This window comes from Auritidibacter ignavus (genome assembly GCF_029853775.1).
Classification (GTDB): domain Bacteria; phylum Actinomycetota; class Actinomycetes; order Actinomycetales; family Micrococcaceae; genus Auritidibacter; species Auritidibacter ignavus.
In genome coordinates this window covers 1,335,056-1,350,544 of record NZ_CP122564.1, presented here as the reverse complement: position 1 = coordinate 1,350,544, position 15,489 = coordinate 1,335,056, and the positions used below count along the sequence as shown (strand labels likewise).

The window sequence follows — 15,489 nt, the reverse complement described above, 5'->3', positions numbered from 1 at the left end:
CCGGTGGCAACATTGCAGACCCAATTGGCGTGGCACGCGATGGTTCAGCGATACTAAATAGCATGCAGTCCTTGGATTCATCCCAGCAACAACAATCCCGCCGTACCACTCTGACGGTTTCTCGGCTGTCGTTGACGGTCATGATTATCGTGTTGCTGGTGGCCATCGTGTTCGCGGCCAACCAGAATGACGTGATCGGGTGGCTGGTGGTCATCATCAGCGGTGCCTGGTTAATCCTGGCTATTATCGCGATGTTCTGGGTACGCAAAGGTGCCCGAGCCATTAGCCGGCAGGCCACCACCCTGAACGCCAATTTGGCTGCTCAGGCCAATCCCGGTTCTGCTAGTGGTGGGGGAACCACCGTGGTGGATGAGCCGGCAACCGATCCGATGCGTGATACCAAACTGGACCACTCATTCAAGATCGTTGAGGTCCAAAAGCGGGTGATTTCCCAAGAACTGGCCAAAGGTCAGCACGCCGATATGGAGATGATCGACCGCGCCCTCGACACCATCGAGATGACTGCCGCTAACGCCCGAGACATGATCCGCCCGGATCGCCACCGTCGTTCTGATGACGATCAAGACTCCGGTGGGGGAGCGGTCTCCGGGACCGTCATTAACTAATCCGGGTTGCTGGCTTCACGCGGTAGGCTAGTGGGGTGACTGATTCGCCGCAGACCCCAAGCCCAGAGACCACCGCACCCGCCCGGGGCACAGCCAGCGTTCGCCACGCCCATGCTGGGGCCCCCAAACCCCAAGGTGCAGTGCGGGTGGCTACGGTCAACGTCAACGGCATTCGTGCCGCCTACCGGCGAGAGATGAAGTCCTGGTTCGATGGGCGCGGAGTAGACATTCTCGCGTTGCAAGAAGTCCGGGCCAACGGAGAGATCCTGCGCGAGTTGCTCGGCGAGATCACCGGCGACGAATGGGATGTGACCCACATTCACGACGCTGAGGCAGAAGCTAAGGGCCGTGCCGGGGTGGCCGTCGCCTCCCGTTGGGAGTTTGACCAGACCCGCACCGGCATTGGGGATAGCTACTTCGACAACGCTGGGCGCTGGGTGGAAGTCGATCTCACGCTTCCGTCAGGTCAGCCGGTCACCGTGGTGTCCGCCTATGTGCACTCCGGTGAAGTCGACACCCCGAAACAAGATGATAAATACCGGTTCCTCGACCAAATGTTGGTCCGCATGCCCGAATTGGCTACCGAGCATCGCTTGGCTGTGGTCACCGGTGACCTCAACGTCGGACATACCGAACTCGATATCAAGAACTGGAAAGGCAACGTGAAAAACTCCGGCTTTTTGCCCGAAGAGCGTGCCTATTTCGACCGGTTCTTTGACCCGGACCAGCTGAACTGGGTTGACGTGGGGCGTCGCCTGGCCGGAGATATCCCCGGCCCCTATACCTGGTGGTCCTACCGGGGCAAGGCCTTCGATAACGACGCGGGGTGGCGGATCGACTACCAGATGGCCACACCCGATCTGGCCGACAAAGCCATCACTGCCGTGGTGGATCGAGCCCCCAGTTACGACACCCGGTTCTCCGACCACTCGCCGCTGGTGGTGGACTACCAGTTCTAAGACTCTCCCTGGTGTCGGTGATGTTGATGCTGTAGTCCTGATTGTCCTGTTTTCCCCTGTTCTTCTTCTCGACGCGCCACGAGCTCAGAAAGGCCAAGATTCCCGTGAGTGATGCATCCAGCACTTCCTCGACCCCCGCAGCACCGACCGAGATCGGATCGGGACCGCTGGGCCCGGCCGACGTGCTCGCCACTGATCTGTCCAAGACCGCCCACCTGGTTGGGGCCTCTGGCACCGAGCACCGGGTGCTGTCAGGCATGCAGCCCTCGGCGGATTCCTTGCACCTGGGGAACTACTTGGGGGCGTTGGTGAACTGGGTAAAGACTCAGCAGAATTTCCAAACGCTGTTCTTCATCCCCGATCTACACGCCATCACCGTTCCCCAGGATCCGGAAAACCTCCGGCAACGCACACGGGTCGCTGCTGCTCAGTACATTGCCGGAGGAATCGACCCGGAACGCTCCATCCTCTTTGTCCAGTCCCAAGTGCCTGAGCACGCCCAGCTGGCCTGGGTGCTGGAATGCATGACCGGGTTCGGCGAAGCCACGAGGATGACCCAGTTCAAGGACAAGTCCGCCAAGGAAGGTACCGAGCACGCCGGGGTGGGGCTTCTGGCCTACCCGATGCTGATGGCCGCCGACATTTTGCTATATCAGCCACAGGGAGTCCCAGTTGGTGACGACCAGCGCCAGCACATTGAACTGACCCGTAACCTGGCGCAACGGTTCAACTCCCGCTACGGGGAGACCTTTGTGGTCCCCAACGGCTTCTACCCCGAAACCGGGGCCCGCATCTACGATCTGCAACAACCGACAAAGAAAATGTCGAAGTCCGCAGAGTCACCGAATGGGTTGATCAACATTCTCGACCAGCCCAAGGTGATCGCCAAGCGCATTAAGTCTGCGGTGACCGATGCGCAGACCGAGATCCGCTTCGACCCGGAAACTAAACCCGGGGTATCCAACTTGCTGTCGATCTTCGCTGCGATCACCGAGTGCGAGATCGATGAGATCGTCGCCGAGTACCAGGGCAAGATGTACGGGCACCTGAAGGTCGATCTCGCCGAGGCAGTCACTACCCGGTTGCAGCCGGTGCGCACCCGAGCGCTGGAGTTACTGGATGACCCCGCCGAACTAGACCGCATTCTGGACGCCGGTGCCGAGAAAGCGCGCGAGATTGCTACCCCGGTGCTGGCCGAGGTGTACGCCAAGGTCGGGTTCCTGCCTCCGCGCGGCTAACCGGGTAGTGAGTCCCGGCTAACCGCGCTGGGCGATATCGGAGGGGGCTGCCAACTGAATGGTGCGCGGTTGCAGATCATCACCGATGATCATCCCGCGCCCGACCGGGAATTTCCGCGGCCTGTTGCGACCGATCAGCCGGCCCTCATCCGGATCCCCATCCAGCATGATCGTGGTGGCACCGGTCTCGCGCACACTGGTGATAAACGGCTCGAACATCGCCCGGGAGGCCCCCCGGATTCGGCGCGCCATCAGCACGTGGAAGTTGATATCCACGCCCATGGGCACGAAAGGCACAAACGGTGTCAGCGGAGAAACCCCGCCGGCTGCCAGCACATCGTAGTCATCAACCAGCAACACGATCTGGTTCTCACTCGAGGGCTGGAAGGCCCCGGGCGTGGGATCCTGCGGGACCCGGTTGGTCAGCTCCTTGACCACCGCCTCCGAGAGCTGGGTGGCCAGTGATGCCGAGGTGGCATAACCGCCCATATACGGCTCCGGGATTACCTCGTGCAATTCCCGGCGCGGGTCGCAGACCGCGAAGACGAGTTCCTCACTGGTGTACTGGGACATCAGCTCCTGGGCCAGCGCGATCAGCGTGGAGGTCTTGCCGGAATCGTTATCGCCCATCATCAACAGGTGCGGGCTAGACCCGGTGAGATCCAGATACCGAGTTGAGGAATCCCGCTCCATCATGCCCAAGCGCAGGGTGCCCGGCGTGGTGGGTGCGACGAGCTCATCCTGGCGGATCAGGTGCGGTAGCAACCGGACCGTATGCGGTGAGGAGACCGGGTTCTTCTGGGTGATTTGAGTAATCGTGACCGACAGCCCCTGACCCAGGGTGGCCGGATCGGGGTTGGCATCCAGGCGGGGTAGTGCGATTTGACCGATCAGCCCATCGGTGTGGAACCCGCGGCCCGGTTTATCACCGGGGATATTCTTGGCGATCTTTGAACCGTGGACAGAATCGGCCGGTTCGGAGAGTTTCAGTTCCAACCGGGTCCCGAAGAAGGACTGCTGGGCTAGCCGGATTTCATTCCAGCGGGTCGCGGTGGCGATCACGTGGATACCGAATCCGCCACCGCGGGTCAGGATGGAGTAGACCGCGTCCTGGAGTTCATCGAACTCCTCGAGCAGCCCACCCCAGCCATCAACGATCAACACCACATCGCGGACATCAATATTGGGCAGTTGCCCGTCGTCGAAGAGCTGACGCATGGTGGCCAGCGAGTCGATTTCGCGCTCTTCAAAAATCTGCTCGCGTTCAGTGAGTAGATCGGCCACCTCTTCGACTGTACGGCGTAGCCGTTCGCGCCGGGTGCGCCCAGCGACCCCGGCCACGTGCGGTAGCTCCGAGATGCCCAGCAGACCGGTGCCCTTCAGGTCCAAGCCGAAGATGCTGACCTGGCGGGGGTCGTAGTTATCGGACAGCGATAGGGCCAGGGTTTTCAACGCGGTGGACTTACCCGAGGAGGGTCCGCCCAGGATCACCACGTGCCCGCCCGCGCGGGTCAAGTCCAGCTGCCAGGGCCCCTGCCACTGGTGGGCCGGATCATCGAGCAGACCCAGGGTCGCGGTCAGCGGTCCCGGCACCGAGGAATCATGGCGGTGGGTGCCACGCCCCGCAGTGGGAGTCTCGGCCAGGGCGGCAGTGGAGACCCCGGGGGCCTCGGTGCGCCCGGTGGAGGCCACCGCGACATCCAAACTCACCGAATCCGGTAGCGGGGCCAGCCAGATCGGGTCGGTGACCCGCGGTTTGGAGCGCATGAGCTCCACCGCGGCGCCCAACACCGTGGGGCCCTGGGTTTCAGGTTCTAGCCCGCCACCGGGGACCAGCTCTTGTTCGCCACAGCCTTCGTCTCCCTCGGCTTCGGCCAGTTCGTGCTGGTGCTCGGCCTCCAGCTCCTCGGCCCGGACCCGGGCAATATCGTCGAGCAGCTCACTGGCGTAGTAGAACTCGGGGATCGCACCGGGGTGGTCGGTGACCGGAACCGAGTCGTCCGTGGTTTCGGCTGCCATCGGTCCGGAGACGAAACCGGCCCGGAACCGGGTATAGACGGTGGTATCGACCTTGAGATAACCGTAGCCGGGTAGCGGCGGCAGGTGGAAGGCATCGGGGGTCTCCAACACCGTGCGGGATTCGGCCTCCGAGAGGGTTCGCAAGCCCAGCCGGTAGGACAAATAGGTATCCAGTCCGCGGATCTTCCCGCCTTCCAGGCGCTGGGAGCTCAGTAGCAGGTGCACCCCGATCGAGCGCCCAATACGGCCGATGGACATGAACAGTTCGATAAAGTCTGGCCGGGCCGAGAGTAACTCGCCGAACTCATCGATCACCAAAAATAGGTGCGGTAGCGGGGGCATGGCCTCACCCTCAGGCGTATCGGCCAACCGGTGGCGTAATTGCTGGTACTCGGTGATCGAGGACAAGTTGCCGGCCTGGCTGAGTAGCTCCTGGCGGCGTAGGATCTCGCCCTGCAGTGAGGAATAGATGCGGTCCACCAGCGAGACATCATCGGCCAGATTGGTGACAATACCAGAGACGTGAGGGATCCCGGCAAAGGGCGCGAAGGTCGCACCACCCTTATAGTCTACCAGCACCAGGTTCAGCATATCGGGCGGGTGGGTCAGCGCCAGCGAGAGCACCAAGGTGCGCAAGAGTTCAGACTTACCCGAGCCGGTGGCCCCAACACACAGCCCGTGCGGGCCCATACCGTTATGGGCGGACTCTTTGATATCCAGCAACACCGGGTCCCCGGCATCATCCAGGCCGATCGGGACTTTGAGAAAGTCCGGGCCCATCCGGGGCTGCCAGGCCCGCTCCAGGGCCTGATCGGTCATTTCGGTCATATCCAAGAGCTTGGTAAAGGACTGGGCCTGATCATTTTCCGTGTGCTCCAGCGAGTCATGATCTAGCCGCATCGGGGCGACCATCCGAGAGATCCCGGCGGCCAGTGCCGGATCGGAATCATCCAGTGCGCCCAAGAAGGTCTGTGGGGTTCCAGTGCCGGCCAGACCGAAATTTTCGATCCGGGTTTGGGTTTCCCCGATATTTCCGGTGGCCTTGATGCGGGCTGAGATCTCCCCGGGCTCATCCAGCTGTTCGGCAACCGCGTGAATCACGGTGACACCCAGCTGGTGGCTGGTCTCGGTACCCGGGACCGAGAAATTCTCTACCGAGCGGGACCGGGTCAGATCGATAATGATCAACCGGGGAACCGCGGTCTGCAGAATCTTGGCGTGGATGGTATTGCGGCGCGATTCGGCCGAGGACTGATACCGGTGGGCCAGATCCTGTTTGAGTAGCTTGGCTAGCTCCGGCATGCTCGGGGCCAGCCGGGGCAGCGGGCCACGTTGGGTGGGCTGACGCTGATCCAGAATATGGGGAACCCGGCGCAGCCAAGACCATTCGGCCTGAGCATGCCGGGGTACCGCGACCGCTAAGTGCACGTCTTCGGGAGAGTGCAGGCTGATCAGCTGCAGGATGATATTCCGGATCGCCGTCGAGCAGAAAAGCGAGGATCCGATCACCGAAACCGTGTGTTGTTGGGCAAGATTCAGCGTCAGTGGCAATTCCGGGGTGGTGGCGAATCGGTCCTGGAGCACCTGCAGTTGTTCGGTCAGGTGCGGGTCGGTTTGCTGGGAGTAGTCCTCTTCGCCCTGCAGGCGGATCGGGAACCCGGCGCCATCGCCGACACCGAGACGAATGTCGAGAAAGTCGGAGTGATGCCGGCGACGTTCCCAGGCACGCCAGGGCGTGGCCAGATACTCGATCAGGGCATCCGGCGGCGGATTGACGTCGGCAAGTTCTTGGCGGCGCTGATTTTCTTTGGCGGTTAACTCATCACGGACGCTCTCCAAGTATTCCAGATAGGAATTCCTGGCGCGCTGGCGCTTGCGGGTTGCCTTACCGGATTGGGACATCATCATCACGATCGCCCCGATCACCGTCACCACCATCATGATCGCCCCGACGGCGGCGAACGGGGAATTGCGTAGCAACATCATCACCGACATGGCCGCGGCAATACCGATCAGCGGGATCAGCCCGATAAAGCCCATTCCGGCTGCACCAGTATCCTCGATCATCGGGGGTTTATTGACGTTATGTGGCTCCGGTTCGCTGACCGGAACCGTGGAGCGGGCCGGACGGTGGAAGAGCCCGCCGGTGTCGATCCGGCTATCGGTCAGGGCGGTGGCCTCGTGAATGGGGGTGGCCGATTCTTCTGCCTGTGGTTCTGGGTTCGCGGTTTTGGTCGTTGCTCGTAGGCTCACAGTTCTCCGTCCGTGGCAATTTTCAGGGCGCGGCCGGCAATCGAGGCCACCTGGAGGCGCGCCTTCTCGGATAACAGTGATAGTTGTACCGGGGCTCCGGCGGCCAGGTGGAGGTCGTAGCGCAGTGTCAACAGCGAACGCCGTCGGGTGGCCGCGAAATGGTCCTCTAAGCGTGAGTGGCGCGCCATCTTCCAGAAATCGCGCCGGGTGGCCCGGCTGGTTCGGTAGCTATCGACAAGCAACGGCATCATCGCCAGCTCCGGGTAGGCCGCGGCGACCCGGGCGCAGAATTTCTCAGTGGCTTCCACGGCAGCCGGATAACACGGCACCGGAATGATCAGCTCGTGTAGCCCGTGGTGCAGTGGCTCGAGCAGGTCCAGGCGTGGTGGCAGGTCGAAGAGTGTCACCGCAGCGTTCTGGGCGTAGTACTGGAAGGCATCGTTGATGCACTCGCGATCCAGATCATCGGGGTGGGCGGCGAACTCGCTGACCACGGTGAGGTTCTCGGCCGGATCCGGGTCGATCCGTCGTTGCAGGCCGGCCTCAGCGGATAACGGGTGGTTGAGCTCAACGGCATAGATCGGCTCGGTACGAATCGAGACAAATTGGCGTGCCATCAAGGCCACCAGGGTGCTCACCCCAGCCCCGCCCACCGGCGACATCACCGCGATCCGGCGCCCCGAGGTCACCGGGGCCTGGCACATCTCCAGGGCGTCCTCGAGCTGTTCCGGGAAGGGATCGGAGGCGAACAGGTATTTCACCGCTCGCCAGCCACGTAGCACCAGGCTATCGCCGCGACGCGCCGGCAACTCCGGGGAGGAGGGCGCGGATTGTTGGTGGCGACGTTGGCTACGCGGAGTTTCGGGTAGCGGGTTCTGCTGTTGGGGTGGGGGAGTGGAATTGAGGCGAGAAACATTTCCGTGAGAGTTCATCTCGGTAAGTCCTCTCAAATTTGGGACATGATGTGGTGGTCACCGGCGGGAGTCAATGACCGGCTAGAACACATTGACCAGTTGGCCGTAAATACCGAAGGTTCCGATCAACAGCGGGAAGATCGTGATGGCCAACAGCATCTCTGCCCGGCGGGCGGCAATCCGCAGCCAGGCGGCGATATGCGGTGGCAACTGAAGCAGCCGCACGGCCACAACGATCACGATGGTGGCGATCAACAGCACCATGGTCAGCCAGCCGGGCACGTCGTTACGGAACAGCCAGGCGTAGTAGACCAAGCCCAGTAAGAGGGTCGCGATCATGGCGGTACGTTCAATCACCTGCGGCATGGTGCGCGCTCGCAGTCCGATCAGTGCCAAGAGCACCAGACCCAATCCGATGGCCCAGCCATTATCCCGTAGCTCACGGAGGAGATACAGCCCAGTCACAAAGGACAGGCAGCATACCAGTACCGCGGTGGAGAGACCTTCGTGGGCCTGGCTGACCGCCCGGGAGATGCGGACTCGCTGGGGTCGCTCACCGGCGGCTAGGTGATCGTCGATGCTGGTGAGCCCGGAGAGGATCAAGGCGAAGCGTGGCAAGATCCCGATGATAATCACGGTTGCGGTGGCCAAAGACATGCCCCGGTAGCCCAGATCATCGATCCAGGTGATTCCAGCCCACCACAGTAGTCCGAAGAACACCATGGAGGTCACCGCGATCACGATGGTGTGCATCGCTCGATGCGTAACGGCTAGACAGAGCACTAGCAGTCCGAACCATAGGCAGGATTCAAACCACGCCGAGGTGATCCCGTCGCGGTAGTTCCACTGGGTGAGCGCGAAGATCAGTGCTGAGGGGATGACCAGTTCCAGGTCGCACTTGACCAGTTCCTGCCCCAGGCCGGCCATCAGAGCGAGGAGGCCGGCGGAGATACCTAGTCCGATATTGCGGGCCAGATCGGGCTCAAGCTGACCTTGTAGGCCGGTCACGAGCACGGTGAGCAGCATCGTGAGCAGAGCAATCGTGGTCAGCCGGCCTCGGCGAATGGTCCACGTGGCGGCGGAATCGGAGGTGAGTTGCCCGGTGGTATCGGCCAGGTCGTAGACGATGGGGGCATGAATGGCGTGATCTCGACGATCCAGCCGAATTTGTGCGCCATCAATAATCGAGGCGTCACTCAGGGTCTGAGAGGTCGATAAGGAGCGACCACCAACCGGAGTCAAGGTCAGTTCGCGGGGGTTCGGCGGAGATTGTGGGTGGGTCAGCTTGAGAACTTCGGGCATCAGCTCACCGACTGGAACGGACTCCGGAAGCATCAGCTCGACATTGCGCTGGTCAGATAAGACAGTAAGGCGTAAGTATTTGCTCATGACTCGACGTGCATTCCATCCTGATCGATCATCATCACCACTACCGCACCGTGAGGATTCAGTCGTTGCCGCTCTTGTTGTTGAAACAGATGCATGATGAAGGAATATCCCACGCATCCTGCGCAAATCAGAGCGGCCACCACGAGGCTAATAATGGCGTGTTTGATTCCGTCGTTGTACTTTCTATTGCGGCGTTCGCGGCCAAAAAGAAAAGCCATCGTTAGTCGCTGGCGACGAACCGAGAGAGACTCTAGGAGTTGTTCGTCATGATCGAGCATCAACTAGTCCTGTACTTCTGTCATGGGGGCAAAGTTGTCCCAGGTGGGCACACTTCATTTTTGACGGTTTAGTCGGAAAAATCAATATAACCCCAAGCCGTGCCAGGTATTTCAAATCTGCAAACGAAAATAAATCCCCTCGGAGTGGATAAGTGTTTCTCTCCGATGAATAACGGGTTAAATCTGAGTAACCTGCGTTTGGGTGGTCGTTACTCTCCCAGGTCAGTGCAAAGTTATTCAGAATCACGACAATCTCGCTACGTCCCCATGCTCATGCGGAAGCAGCGTCTCGATCCGTCGCTGACTTCGGAATACTCAGGAAATTATCAGGGATGAACGGTGGATTCTGGCGGGGCGTATCTGCAATAGTTGCATCTGTACCCGGAAAGTTCGGTCGACAATGTGAAGACAGTCCGTGAATCATTAAATTTTTAGACTTTCGATGTATTGCGTCGTAGAGAAGATCAAAGGAGAGTTATCGTGAAATTCGATATGGGCTCAAGCACCCTGTCCACCTTGAACCAGCAGACCTCCGGTTCCAATGATGATCTGGGCGGACTGGTCCGTCAGCTTGTTGATGCCGTGACTCCGCTGGAAGGTAAGTTCAACGGTCAAGGTCGCGCTCGGTTTGACGAGTTCAAGGCTCGCACCGATGAGGTAGCTGATGACCTGAACTCCTCGTTGGCCCGCATCGTCCAGGGGCAGTCCGAGATGGATACTGCCACCGTGACCGGTGACCAGGAGACCGCAGACAACGCCAGCCAGAGCCAGAGCAAGGCCAACTTCGAAGGCGCCCGGTTCTCCTCCAGCCGCTAACCTCCTCCCGGTGCCTGTCAGGTCACTGCTGAGAGATAACCCAGACTTTTCTACTTCACAGGAGTAATTCATCATGGCAACTATGGATCGTATTTCCTACGACACCGACGTCTCCGCAAACGTTCAGTCCGATATCCACGGCATTGTCGGCCGTTTGGAAAACCTGATGAGCCAGCGAGACCAACAGGTCGCTCAGGCTATGTCTGATTTCCAGATGGATGGCGTTGACGCCGAGTACCAGCATGTGGAGACCCGGTGGCGCAATGCCTCCAACGAGGTCAAAGCCATTATCGCTCTGGTTCGTGAGACCCTGTCCACCAACGATCAGACCGCCACCACGACCCAGTCGCGGACTCGTCAGGCCGTGTCCAACATCGGGTAGTCGTTACCGACGTTCCTTGCTTATGGGCGGGCGCATTTCCTTCGGCGATGGCGTCCGCCCGTTTGCGAGACAAGGGTTCTTTTGTACCCCGTCGCCTCTACAACTGTGCTGTGAGTTTTGGCGAGGATGACTGACTACTACTTCTTGTATTTCAAAGCCCCAGAAAGTCGCGAGATCTAAGATGTTCTACGAAATTCACCCCGAAGCAGCCCGGTCCACCATTTCGCAAACGAGTAGCAAAATACCTGAAATCGAGTCCGCTAACGATTCGCTGGAATCTCAGGCATCGTCCTTGGGAGGCCAGCTTTCCTACAGTCCGCAGACCTCGGGCGCATTGAACGGCGACGTCAGCCAGGCGTTCCAGTCCGCTGGAGAAGCATTGGTCTCAATGCTCCAAAACAATATTTCCGCCACCACGGAAGCCGTCAATGAGTATGGCAACGGTGATCAAGCTATGTGCGTGGCTGCTGATGGGGCACTGCAACAGGTCAACGTTACTGATATGCCAGGTGTTCGGTAAGAGGGATTGACCAGAGAGGAATTGAGATGGCTTTTGATGTCCCGGAGGTGGACAGTCCGTCGGTCGTGAGCTCTGGTGCCCAGGAGATTAGGACTGCTGGGGAGAAGATCGACCAGAAGATGAAAGATGCTTCCAGCGCTTGGCAACCGATTCGTGGCCAATATCGTGCGCCTGAAGCAAGCCAAGTGTATCGCGCAATGAGGACACCTGAAGAGATGGCGACAGAATTGATGTCTGCCGCGGATAAAGTTGGCACTGAGTTGGACCAATACTCTTCTGAACTGGCGGTGTTGAAACAACGTAGAGAAGCCCTTTTAGGGGAAATTGCCGCTTACCAGGCGGCGAACGTGGCGGCTGATCTTAGCGATCCTGCAGTCCTGGAGTATTTCAAGCGGTGGGAAGCCGAACTGCATAGGAAGTGTTTTCACCTTAGGGTAGGCGTAGAAAAAGCAGATTCAGAGTGTGCCACCTCGATCCGGTCGGCTGCTCAAGGCGCTGGTGATGGCATTGGTGAAACGTTGTTGAATGCCATTTTCCGCAACAATAATGTCGAGGGAGCCTTGGGCACATTATTTCAGGTTGGTCGACTGGGTGCTGATTCCGTCAAGTACGGCAGTATGGCGTATTTCGTCAGGAACGGTCGTGTTCAACTGCGGCAAGGTTGGGCCCCTCAGCTCTTGCAGAACCTTGCAGGGAGGGGGAAGTTTGGCGAAGGTCTGGCCAGGATCCTGTCCAAATGGGACGCTAGCGCTGTCACGAACAACGGTCAGTTCCTTGCCAAGAACTCGCCAATGAATCCGATGGCACACCCGAAGGGCCCCTTTGAAGCCCTTCAGACGGTGATTGCACGGAGTACCCTCAAGCTTGATGGTAAGAACTCGCGAATCCCCAATGCGGGTCATGGTGGCAAAGGTGGCACGTGGGACAGAGTCGCGAAGGGGTCCAAGATTGCCTCCCGTACCGGGAACGTCTTGTCCTTTGGAACTTCTATCGTGGAGTCTTGGCAGACCGACTCCAGTACACATCCCAATATGGGTACCGGTGAAAAAGGCACACGGGCAGTTGCCTCTGGTGTTACTACTGCCGCTGGTGGATGGGCCGGTGGCAAGGCCGGTGCGTCAATTGGCGCCGCCGTTGGTTCTTTCGCAGGCCCCGTTGGCACTGTGGTTGGCGGTGTCGCAGGCGGTATTGTCGGCGGTATTGCAGGATCTAAGGCTGGTGGCTGGATCGGCGACAAGGCCAAAGACCTCGTCAGCGGATTATTTAACTGACGTTGTTGAGGCGTTCAAGTTCCGGCGCTATTCAGGGAGCTCGGGAGTAGCGATAAGTTGTAAGGAGATGGAATGCCTAACTCAGGCAAGGCAGGGTCAACGGACAACACAACCTATACCCATCCGGAGATGGTCTTTGAGGTTTTTGCACCTCGCGGGTGGGAAGAGGACCTCTCCGGAGCTGACCGTGGGGTCTTCATCTACCTTTCCGATGAGATCTGGAACCAGCAGTTTCGTCCCAATATCGTTGTCATCCAGCGAGCAGCTGAACCTGGCACCGAATCGTTGGAAGGTTTAGCACGCGCCCAAGAACCTGTTGAAGCTTCATATCCCGAAGCCTTAGCGGATTATCGGCTACTGCATCTGGATGCAGACACCATTGGAGTGCAAGGTCTTCCCGGGTTGCTTCGTGTAGCGTCCTATAAAAACCCCGATGACCTTCCTCTGACGATGTTTCAGTGGGTGGTAGTACAAAATAACGTCCAAGTTGACCTCACCATCACCTACCCGACAGAGATGCTCGGAGAGCGCGCTCAACTGGTTTTAGACATGGGGCATGGACTGTTGTGGAAGGAGTTGGCATCATGATTGAGCAACGAAACACCGGCCGGGAAGGCTCCGGTGTAGAACTCAGCGCTGAGACTTTCATGACCCTGCTGGATCAGGGAGTGCCTCACGATGGATCTGAAATTTTCGATGTGAACGAGCGGGTTGTCTTTAGTAGCCAGCACGTCGCTCAGGGCACGGAAGAGATCTGGAATACGCTTCAGACACAGCGCTACAACGTCACAATTTCTTCCACAAATGGTGTCGGAATTGAAGACAATAGGTTTTTGTGGCTGGGGAGAGACGCGTGCGTGACTGCTGAAACCATCCAGGTTCAGCCAGGGTCTGATGCTCCTACCTTCTTATTGCGATCTCATCCACTCTCAAGCCGGTATACCGTGTTGATTGATTTGATGGGACTGGTGGCTATTGCCGATACGAACTTCGTGTCGGTAGATGCTGTCAAGATCCCAGCCAAGACATGGGAAAGTCTGGTAGTCGGTCCAGATGCTGGACGACAACAGCAACTAGCCCAACAACTAGCCCAACGACAAGCCTCAGAGCTGGTCGCCCAAGTATCACCTGACATGGCTGACGATATTCGTCGAGGTTTCTATCAGCAGGTTGTTGTTGTCTCTGAATCGCCTACTGAGCAGGGACCAACGCCGATTGCGACTGCTTGGATGTCGACTCCACACGGTTATCTGTCCTTCTTTTTGCAACCTGGGAAATTTTTTGGAAAAGCGCACTATTTGGAGCCGGTCGACGCCTGGATGTTGTTCATGATGGCTTCTTATCAGCTGCCGAGACAGCGAATGATTTCTACGTGGTAGGCCTGCGGATTGGTCCAGTGACGGTGTCATAAAAGGGGCGTGAGCTGGTGGAGATTCTTCTCTGGATAGGTATCCTCGTCGTTACCACGGCGGTATTCATTTTCTATATGTTCCATGTTCGGTTTCAAGAGAACGCGGAATGGTATGACGATTGGCGCGAGCCGGGGAATCTTTGGATTATGCCCTACTGGACTCCGGCGATGATTGTCACTGCATTGGGTCAGCTGTACGAACTGTCGGGGTATTGGGGCGGTGTTGTCGTCTTCAATGTGTTGCGGGTTGTCGCAATAATTGCCATCCTCATGATTCCGATTGGGCTATTGGGGGTGCTCGGTATCCCCTTACCGTGGCCTTTCGTTCCCCGCTGGGTGGTTGAGCGACGTAAGAAAGATCGTGCTGAAAGGAAGGCGCGTCGTCGGAGGCGAAAAGAAGGCGAATAGCCTAGATTCGTCGAGGTTTCTATCAGCAGGTTGTTGTTGTCTCTGAATCGCCTACTGAGCAGGGACCAACGCCGATTGCGACTGCTTGGATGTCGACTCCACACGGTTATCTGTCCTTCTTTTTGCAACCTGGGAGATTTTTTGGAAAAGCGCACTATTTGGAGCCGGTCGACGCCTGGATGTTGTTCATGATGGCTTCTTATCAGCTGCCGAGACAGCGAATGATTTCTACGTGGTAGGCCTGCGGATTGGTCCAGTGACGGTGTCATAAAAGGGGCGTGAGCTGGTGGAGATTCTTCTCTGGATAGGTATCCTCGTCGTTACCACGGCGGTATTCATTTTCTATATGTTCCATGTTCGGTTTCAAGAGAACGCGGAATGGTATGACGATTGGCGCGAGCCGGGGAATCTTTGGATTATGCCCTACTGGACTCCGGCGATGATTTGCGGTGCATTGTTTGGGCTGTACGAACAGTCGGGGTATTGGGGCGGTGTTGTCGTCTTCAATCTGTTGCGGGTTGTCGCAATAATTGCCATCCTCATGATTCCGATTGGGCTATTGGGGGTGCTCGGTATCCCCTTACCGTGGCCTTTCGTTCCCCGCTGGGTGGTTGAGCGACGTAAGAAAGATCGTGCTGAAAGGAAGGCGCGTCGTCGGAGGCGAAAAGAAGGCGGATAGCCTAGGCAGTGCTGGGAAGGAAGGTCGTTTCTCATGGAGATTTTGCTCTGGATCGGGCTGTTCGTTGTTTCGACCGCGGTGTTTATCTATTTCATGTTCTTTGTGCGGTTGCAAGAGAACACCGATTGGTATAGGGACCACCGTGAAATTCCTAACCTGTGGGGTCATCCCGTACTGTTCCCCGTTTCATGGCTATTGCCGTATTGATGTTGCACGAAATCTCGGGATATTGGGGCGGTTTAGTCACGGACTTTGTCGGTACGGCTCTGACTATTGGCTCCTTGGTCATGGCTGTGATCGGTTTGATTGGTGCTGTGGGAGTGCCA

Annotated in this window: 15 protein-coding genes; 11 read left to right on the top strand and 4 right to left on the bottom strand. The window is 58.4% G+C overall.

Annotated features, from left to right (window positions below; translation table 11 throughout):
- Positions 1-62: 62 nt before the first annotated feature.
- The 3 genes from QDX22_RS06135 to trpS all read left to right on the top strand — a co-directional run bounded on the left by QDX22_RS06135 (position 63) and on the right by trpS (position 2,823).
- Positions 63-626, top strand: coding sequence for a hypothetical protein (locus QDX22_RS06135; protein ID WP_183145635.1), 564 nt, complete (start codon positions 63-65; stop codon positions 624-626).
- A gap of 35 nt (positions 627-661) precedes the next feature.
- Complete coding sequence (locus tag QDX22_RS06130; RefSeq protein ID WP_424923552.1) at positions 662-1,585, top strand: exodeoxyribonuclease III; 924 nt, start codon at positions 662-664, stop codon at positions 1,583-1,585.
- 167 nt (positions 1,586-1,752) lie between these two features.
- The gene (gene trpS, locus QDX22_RS06125; RefSeq protein ID WP_208392220.1) at positions 1,753-2,823 is read left to right on the top strand and encodes a tryptophan--tRNA ligase; all 1,071 of its coding nucleotides are present in this window, start codon (positions 1,753-1,755) and stop codon (positions 2,821-2,823) included.
- A gap of 18 nt (positions 2,824-2,841) precedes the next feature.
- Here trpS and eccCa read toward each other — a convergent pair whose 3' ends face one another.
- The 4 genes from eccCa to QDX22_RS06105 form a co-directional block, all read right to left on the bottom strand.
- Positions 2,842-7,095 (bottom strand): type VII secretion protein EccCa, encoded by a 4,254-nt coding sequence (eccCa, locus tag QDX22_RS06120; RefSeq protein WP_279717637.1) that lies wholly within the window; start codon positions 7,093-7,095, stop codon positions 2,842-2,844.
- Positions 7,092-8,027 (bottom strand): P-loop NTPase family protein, encoded by a 936-nt coding sequence (locus QDX22_RS06115; RefSeq protein WP_122549533.1) that lies wholly within the window; start codon positions 8,025-8,027, stop codon positions 7,092-7,094. Before QDX22_RS06115 ends, eccCa begins: the two co-directional genes overlap by 4 nt.
- 63 nt (positions 8,028-8,090) lie before the next feature.
- A complete protein-coding gene (locus tag QDX22_RS06110; RefSeq protein ID WP_166769887.1) occupies positions 8,091-9,398 on the bottom strand; it encodes an EsaB/YukD family protein in 1,308 nt (435 codons plus the stop codon).
- On the bottom strand, positions 9,395-9,676 hold the full coding sequence (locus tag QDX22_RS06105) for a hypothetical protein (RefSeq protein ID WP_183145634.1): 282 nt from the start codon (positions 9,674-9,676) through the stop codon (positions 9,395-9,397). Before QDX22_RS06105 ends, QDX22_RS06110 begins: the two co-directional genes overlap by 4 nt.
- Positions 9,677-10,156: 480 nt before the next feature.
- On the opposite strand from QDX22_RS06105, the gene QDX22_RS06100 reads away from it, so the two are divergent.
- The 8 genes from QDX22_RS06100 to QDX22_RS06065 all read left to right on the top strand — a co-directional run bounded on the left by QDX22_RS06100 (position 10,157) and on the right by QDX22_RS06065 (position 15,163).
- Positions 10,157-10,492: a hypothetical protein gene (locus QDX22_RS06100; protein WP_110099380.1), complete on the top strand. Its 336-nt coding sequence runs from the start codon at positions 10,157-10,159 to the stop codon at positions 10,490-10,492.
- 73 nt (positions 10,493-10,565) lie between these two features.
- A complete protein-coding gene (locus QDX22_RS06095) occupies positions 10,566-10,874 on the top strand; it encodes a pore-forming ESAT-6 family protein (protein WP_110099379.1) in 309 nt (102 codons plus the stop codon).
- A gap of 181 nt (positions 10,875-11,055) precedes the next feature.
- Positions 11,056-11,394, top strand: a complete 339-nt coding sequence (locus QDX22_RS06090) for a DUF6507 family protein (protein WP_110099378.1) — start codon at positions 11,056-11,058, stop codon at positions 11,392-11,394.
- Between the two features lie 119 nt (positions 11,395-11,513).
- On the top strand, positions 11,514-12,665 hold the full coding sequence (locus QDX22_RS06085) for a hypothetical protein (protein ID WP_279723909.1): 1,152 nt from the start codon (positions 11,514-11,516) through the stop codon (positions 12,663-12,665).
- A 72-nt stretch (positions 12,666-12,737) separates the two neighbouring features.
- A complete protein-coding gene (locus QDX22_RS06080) occupies positions 12,738-13,253 on the top strand; it encodes a hypothetical protein (protein WP_279717633.1) in 516 nt (171 codons plus the stop codon).
- Positions 13,250-14,044: a hypothetical protein gene (locus tag QDX22_RS06075; RefSeq protein WP_279717632.1), complete on the top strand. Its 795-nt coding sequence runs from the start codon at positions 13,250-13,252 to the stop codon at positions 14,042-14,044. The genes QDX22_RS06080 and QDX22_RS06075 overlap by 4 nt, the downstream gene beginning before the upstream one ends.
- Before the next feature lie 47 nt (positions 14,045-14,091).
- Positions 14,092-14,484 carry a hypothetical protein gene (locus QDX22_RS06070; RefSeq protein WP_279717631.1) on the top strand — a complete coding sequence of 131 codons (393 nt, stop codon included), beginning with the start codon at positions 14,092-14,094 and terminating at the stop codon, positions 14,482-14,484.
- A gap of 286 nt (positions 14,485-14,770) precedes the next feature.
- Positions 14,771-15,163: a hypothetical protein gene (locus QDX22_RS06065; protein ID WP_279717630.1), complete on the top strand. Its 393-nt coding sequence runs from the start codon at positions 14,771-14,773 to the stop codon at positions 15,161-15,163.
- Positions 15,164-15,489 lie beyond the last annotated feature (326 nt).

Excerpts from the sequence above, each read along its gene's own strand:
- QDX22_RS06135 (WP_183145635.1), top strand. The coding sequence starts at position 63 with ATGCAGTCCTTGGATTCATCCCAGCAACAACAATCCCGCCGTACCACT.
- QDX22_RS06115 (WP_122549533.1), bottom strand. The coding sequence starts at position 8,027 with ATGAACTCTCACGGAAATGTTTCTCGCCTCAATTCCACTCCCCCACCC.
- QDX22_RS06110 (WP_166769887.1), bottom strand. The coding sequence starts at position 9,398 with ATGAGCAAATACTTACGCCTTACTGTCTTATCTGACCAGCGCAATGTC.
- QDX22_RS06105 (WP_183145634.1), bottom strand. The coding sequence starts at position 9,676 with ATGCTCGATCATGACGAACAACTCCTAGAGTCTCTCTCGGTTCGTCGC.
- QDX22_RS06095 (WP_110099379.1), top strand. The coding sequence starts at position 10,566 with ATGGCAACTATGGATCGTATTTCCTACGACACCGACGTCTCCGCAAAC.
- QDX22_RS06090 (WP_110099378.1), top strand. The coding sequence starts at position 11,056 with ATGTTCTACGAAATTCACCCCGAAGCAGCCCGGTCCACCATTTCGCAA.
- QDX22_RS06085 (WP_279723909.1), top strand. The coding sequence starts at position 11,514 with ATGAAAGATGCTTCCAGCGCTTGGCAACCGATTCGTGGCCAATATCGT.
- QDX22_RS06080 (WP_279717633.1), top strand. The coding sequence starts at position 12,738 with ATGCCTAACTCAGGCAAGGCAGGGTCAACGGACAACACAACCTATACC.
- QDX22_RS06075 (WP_279717632.1), top strand. The coding sequence starts at position 13,250 with ATGATTGAGCAACGAAACACCGGCCGGGAAGGCTCCGGTGTAGAACTC.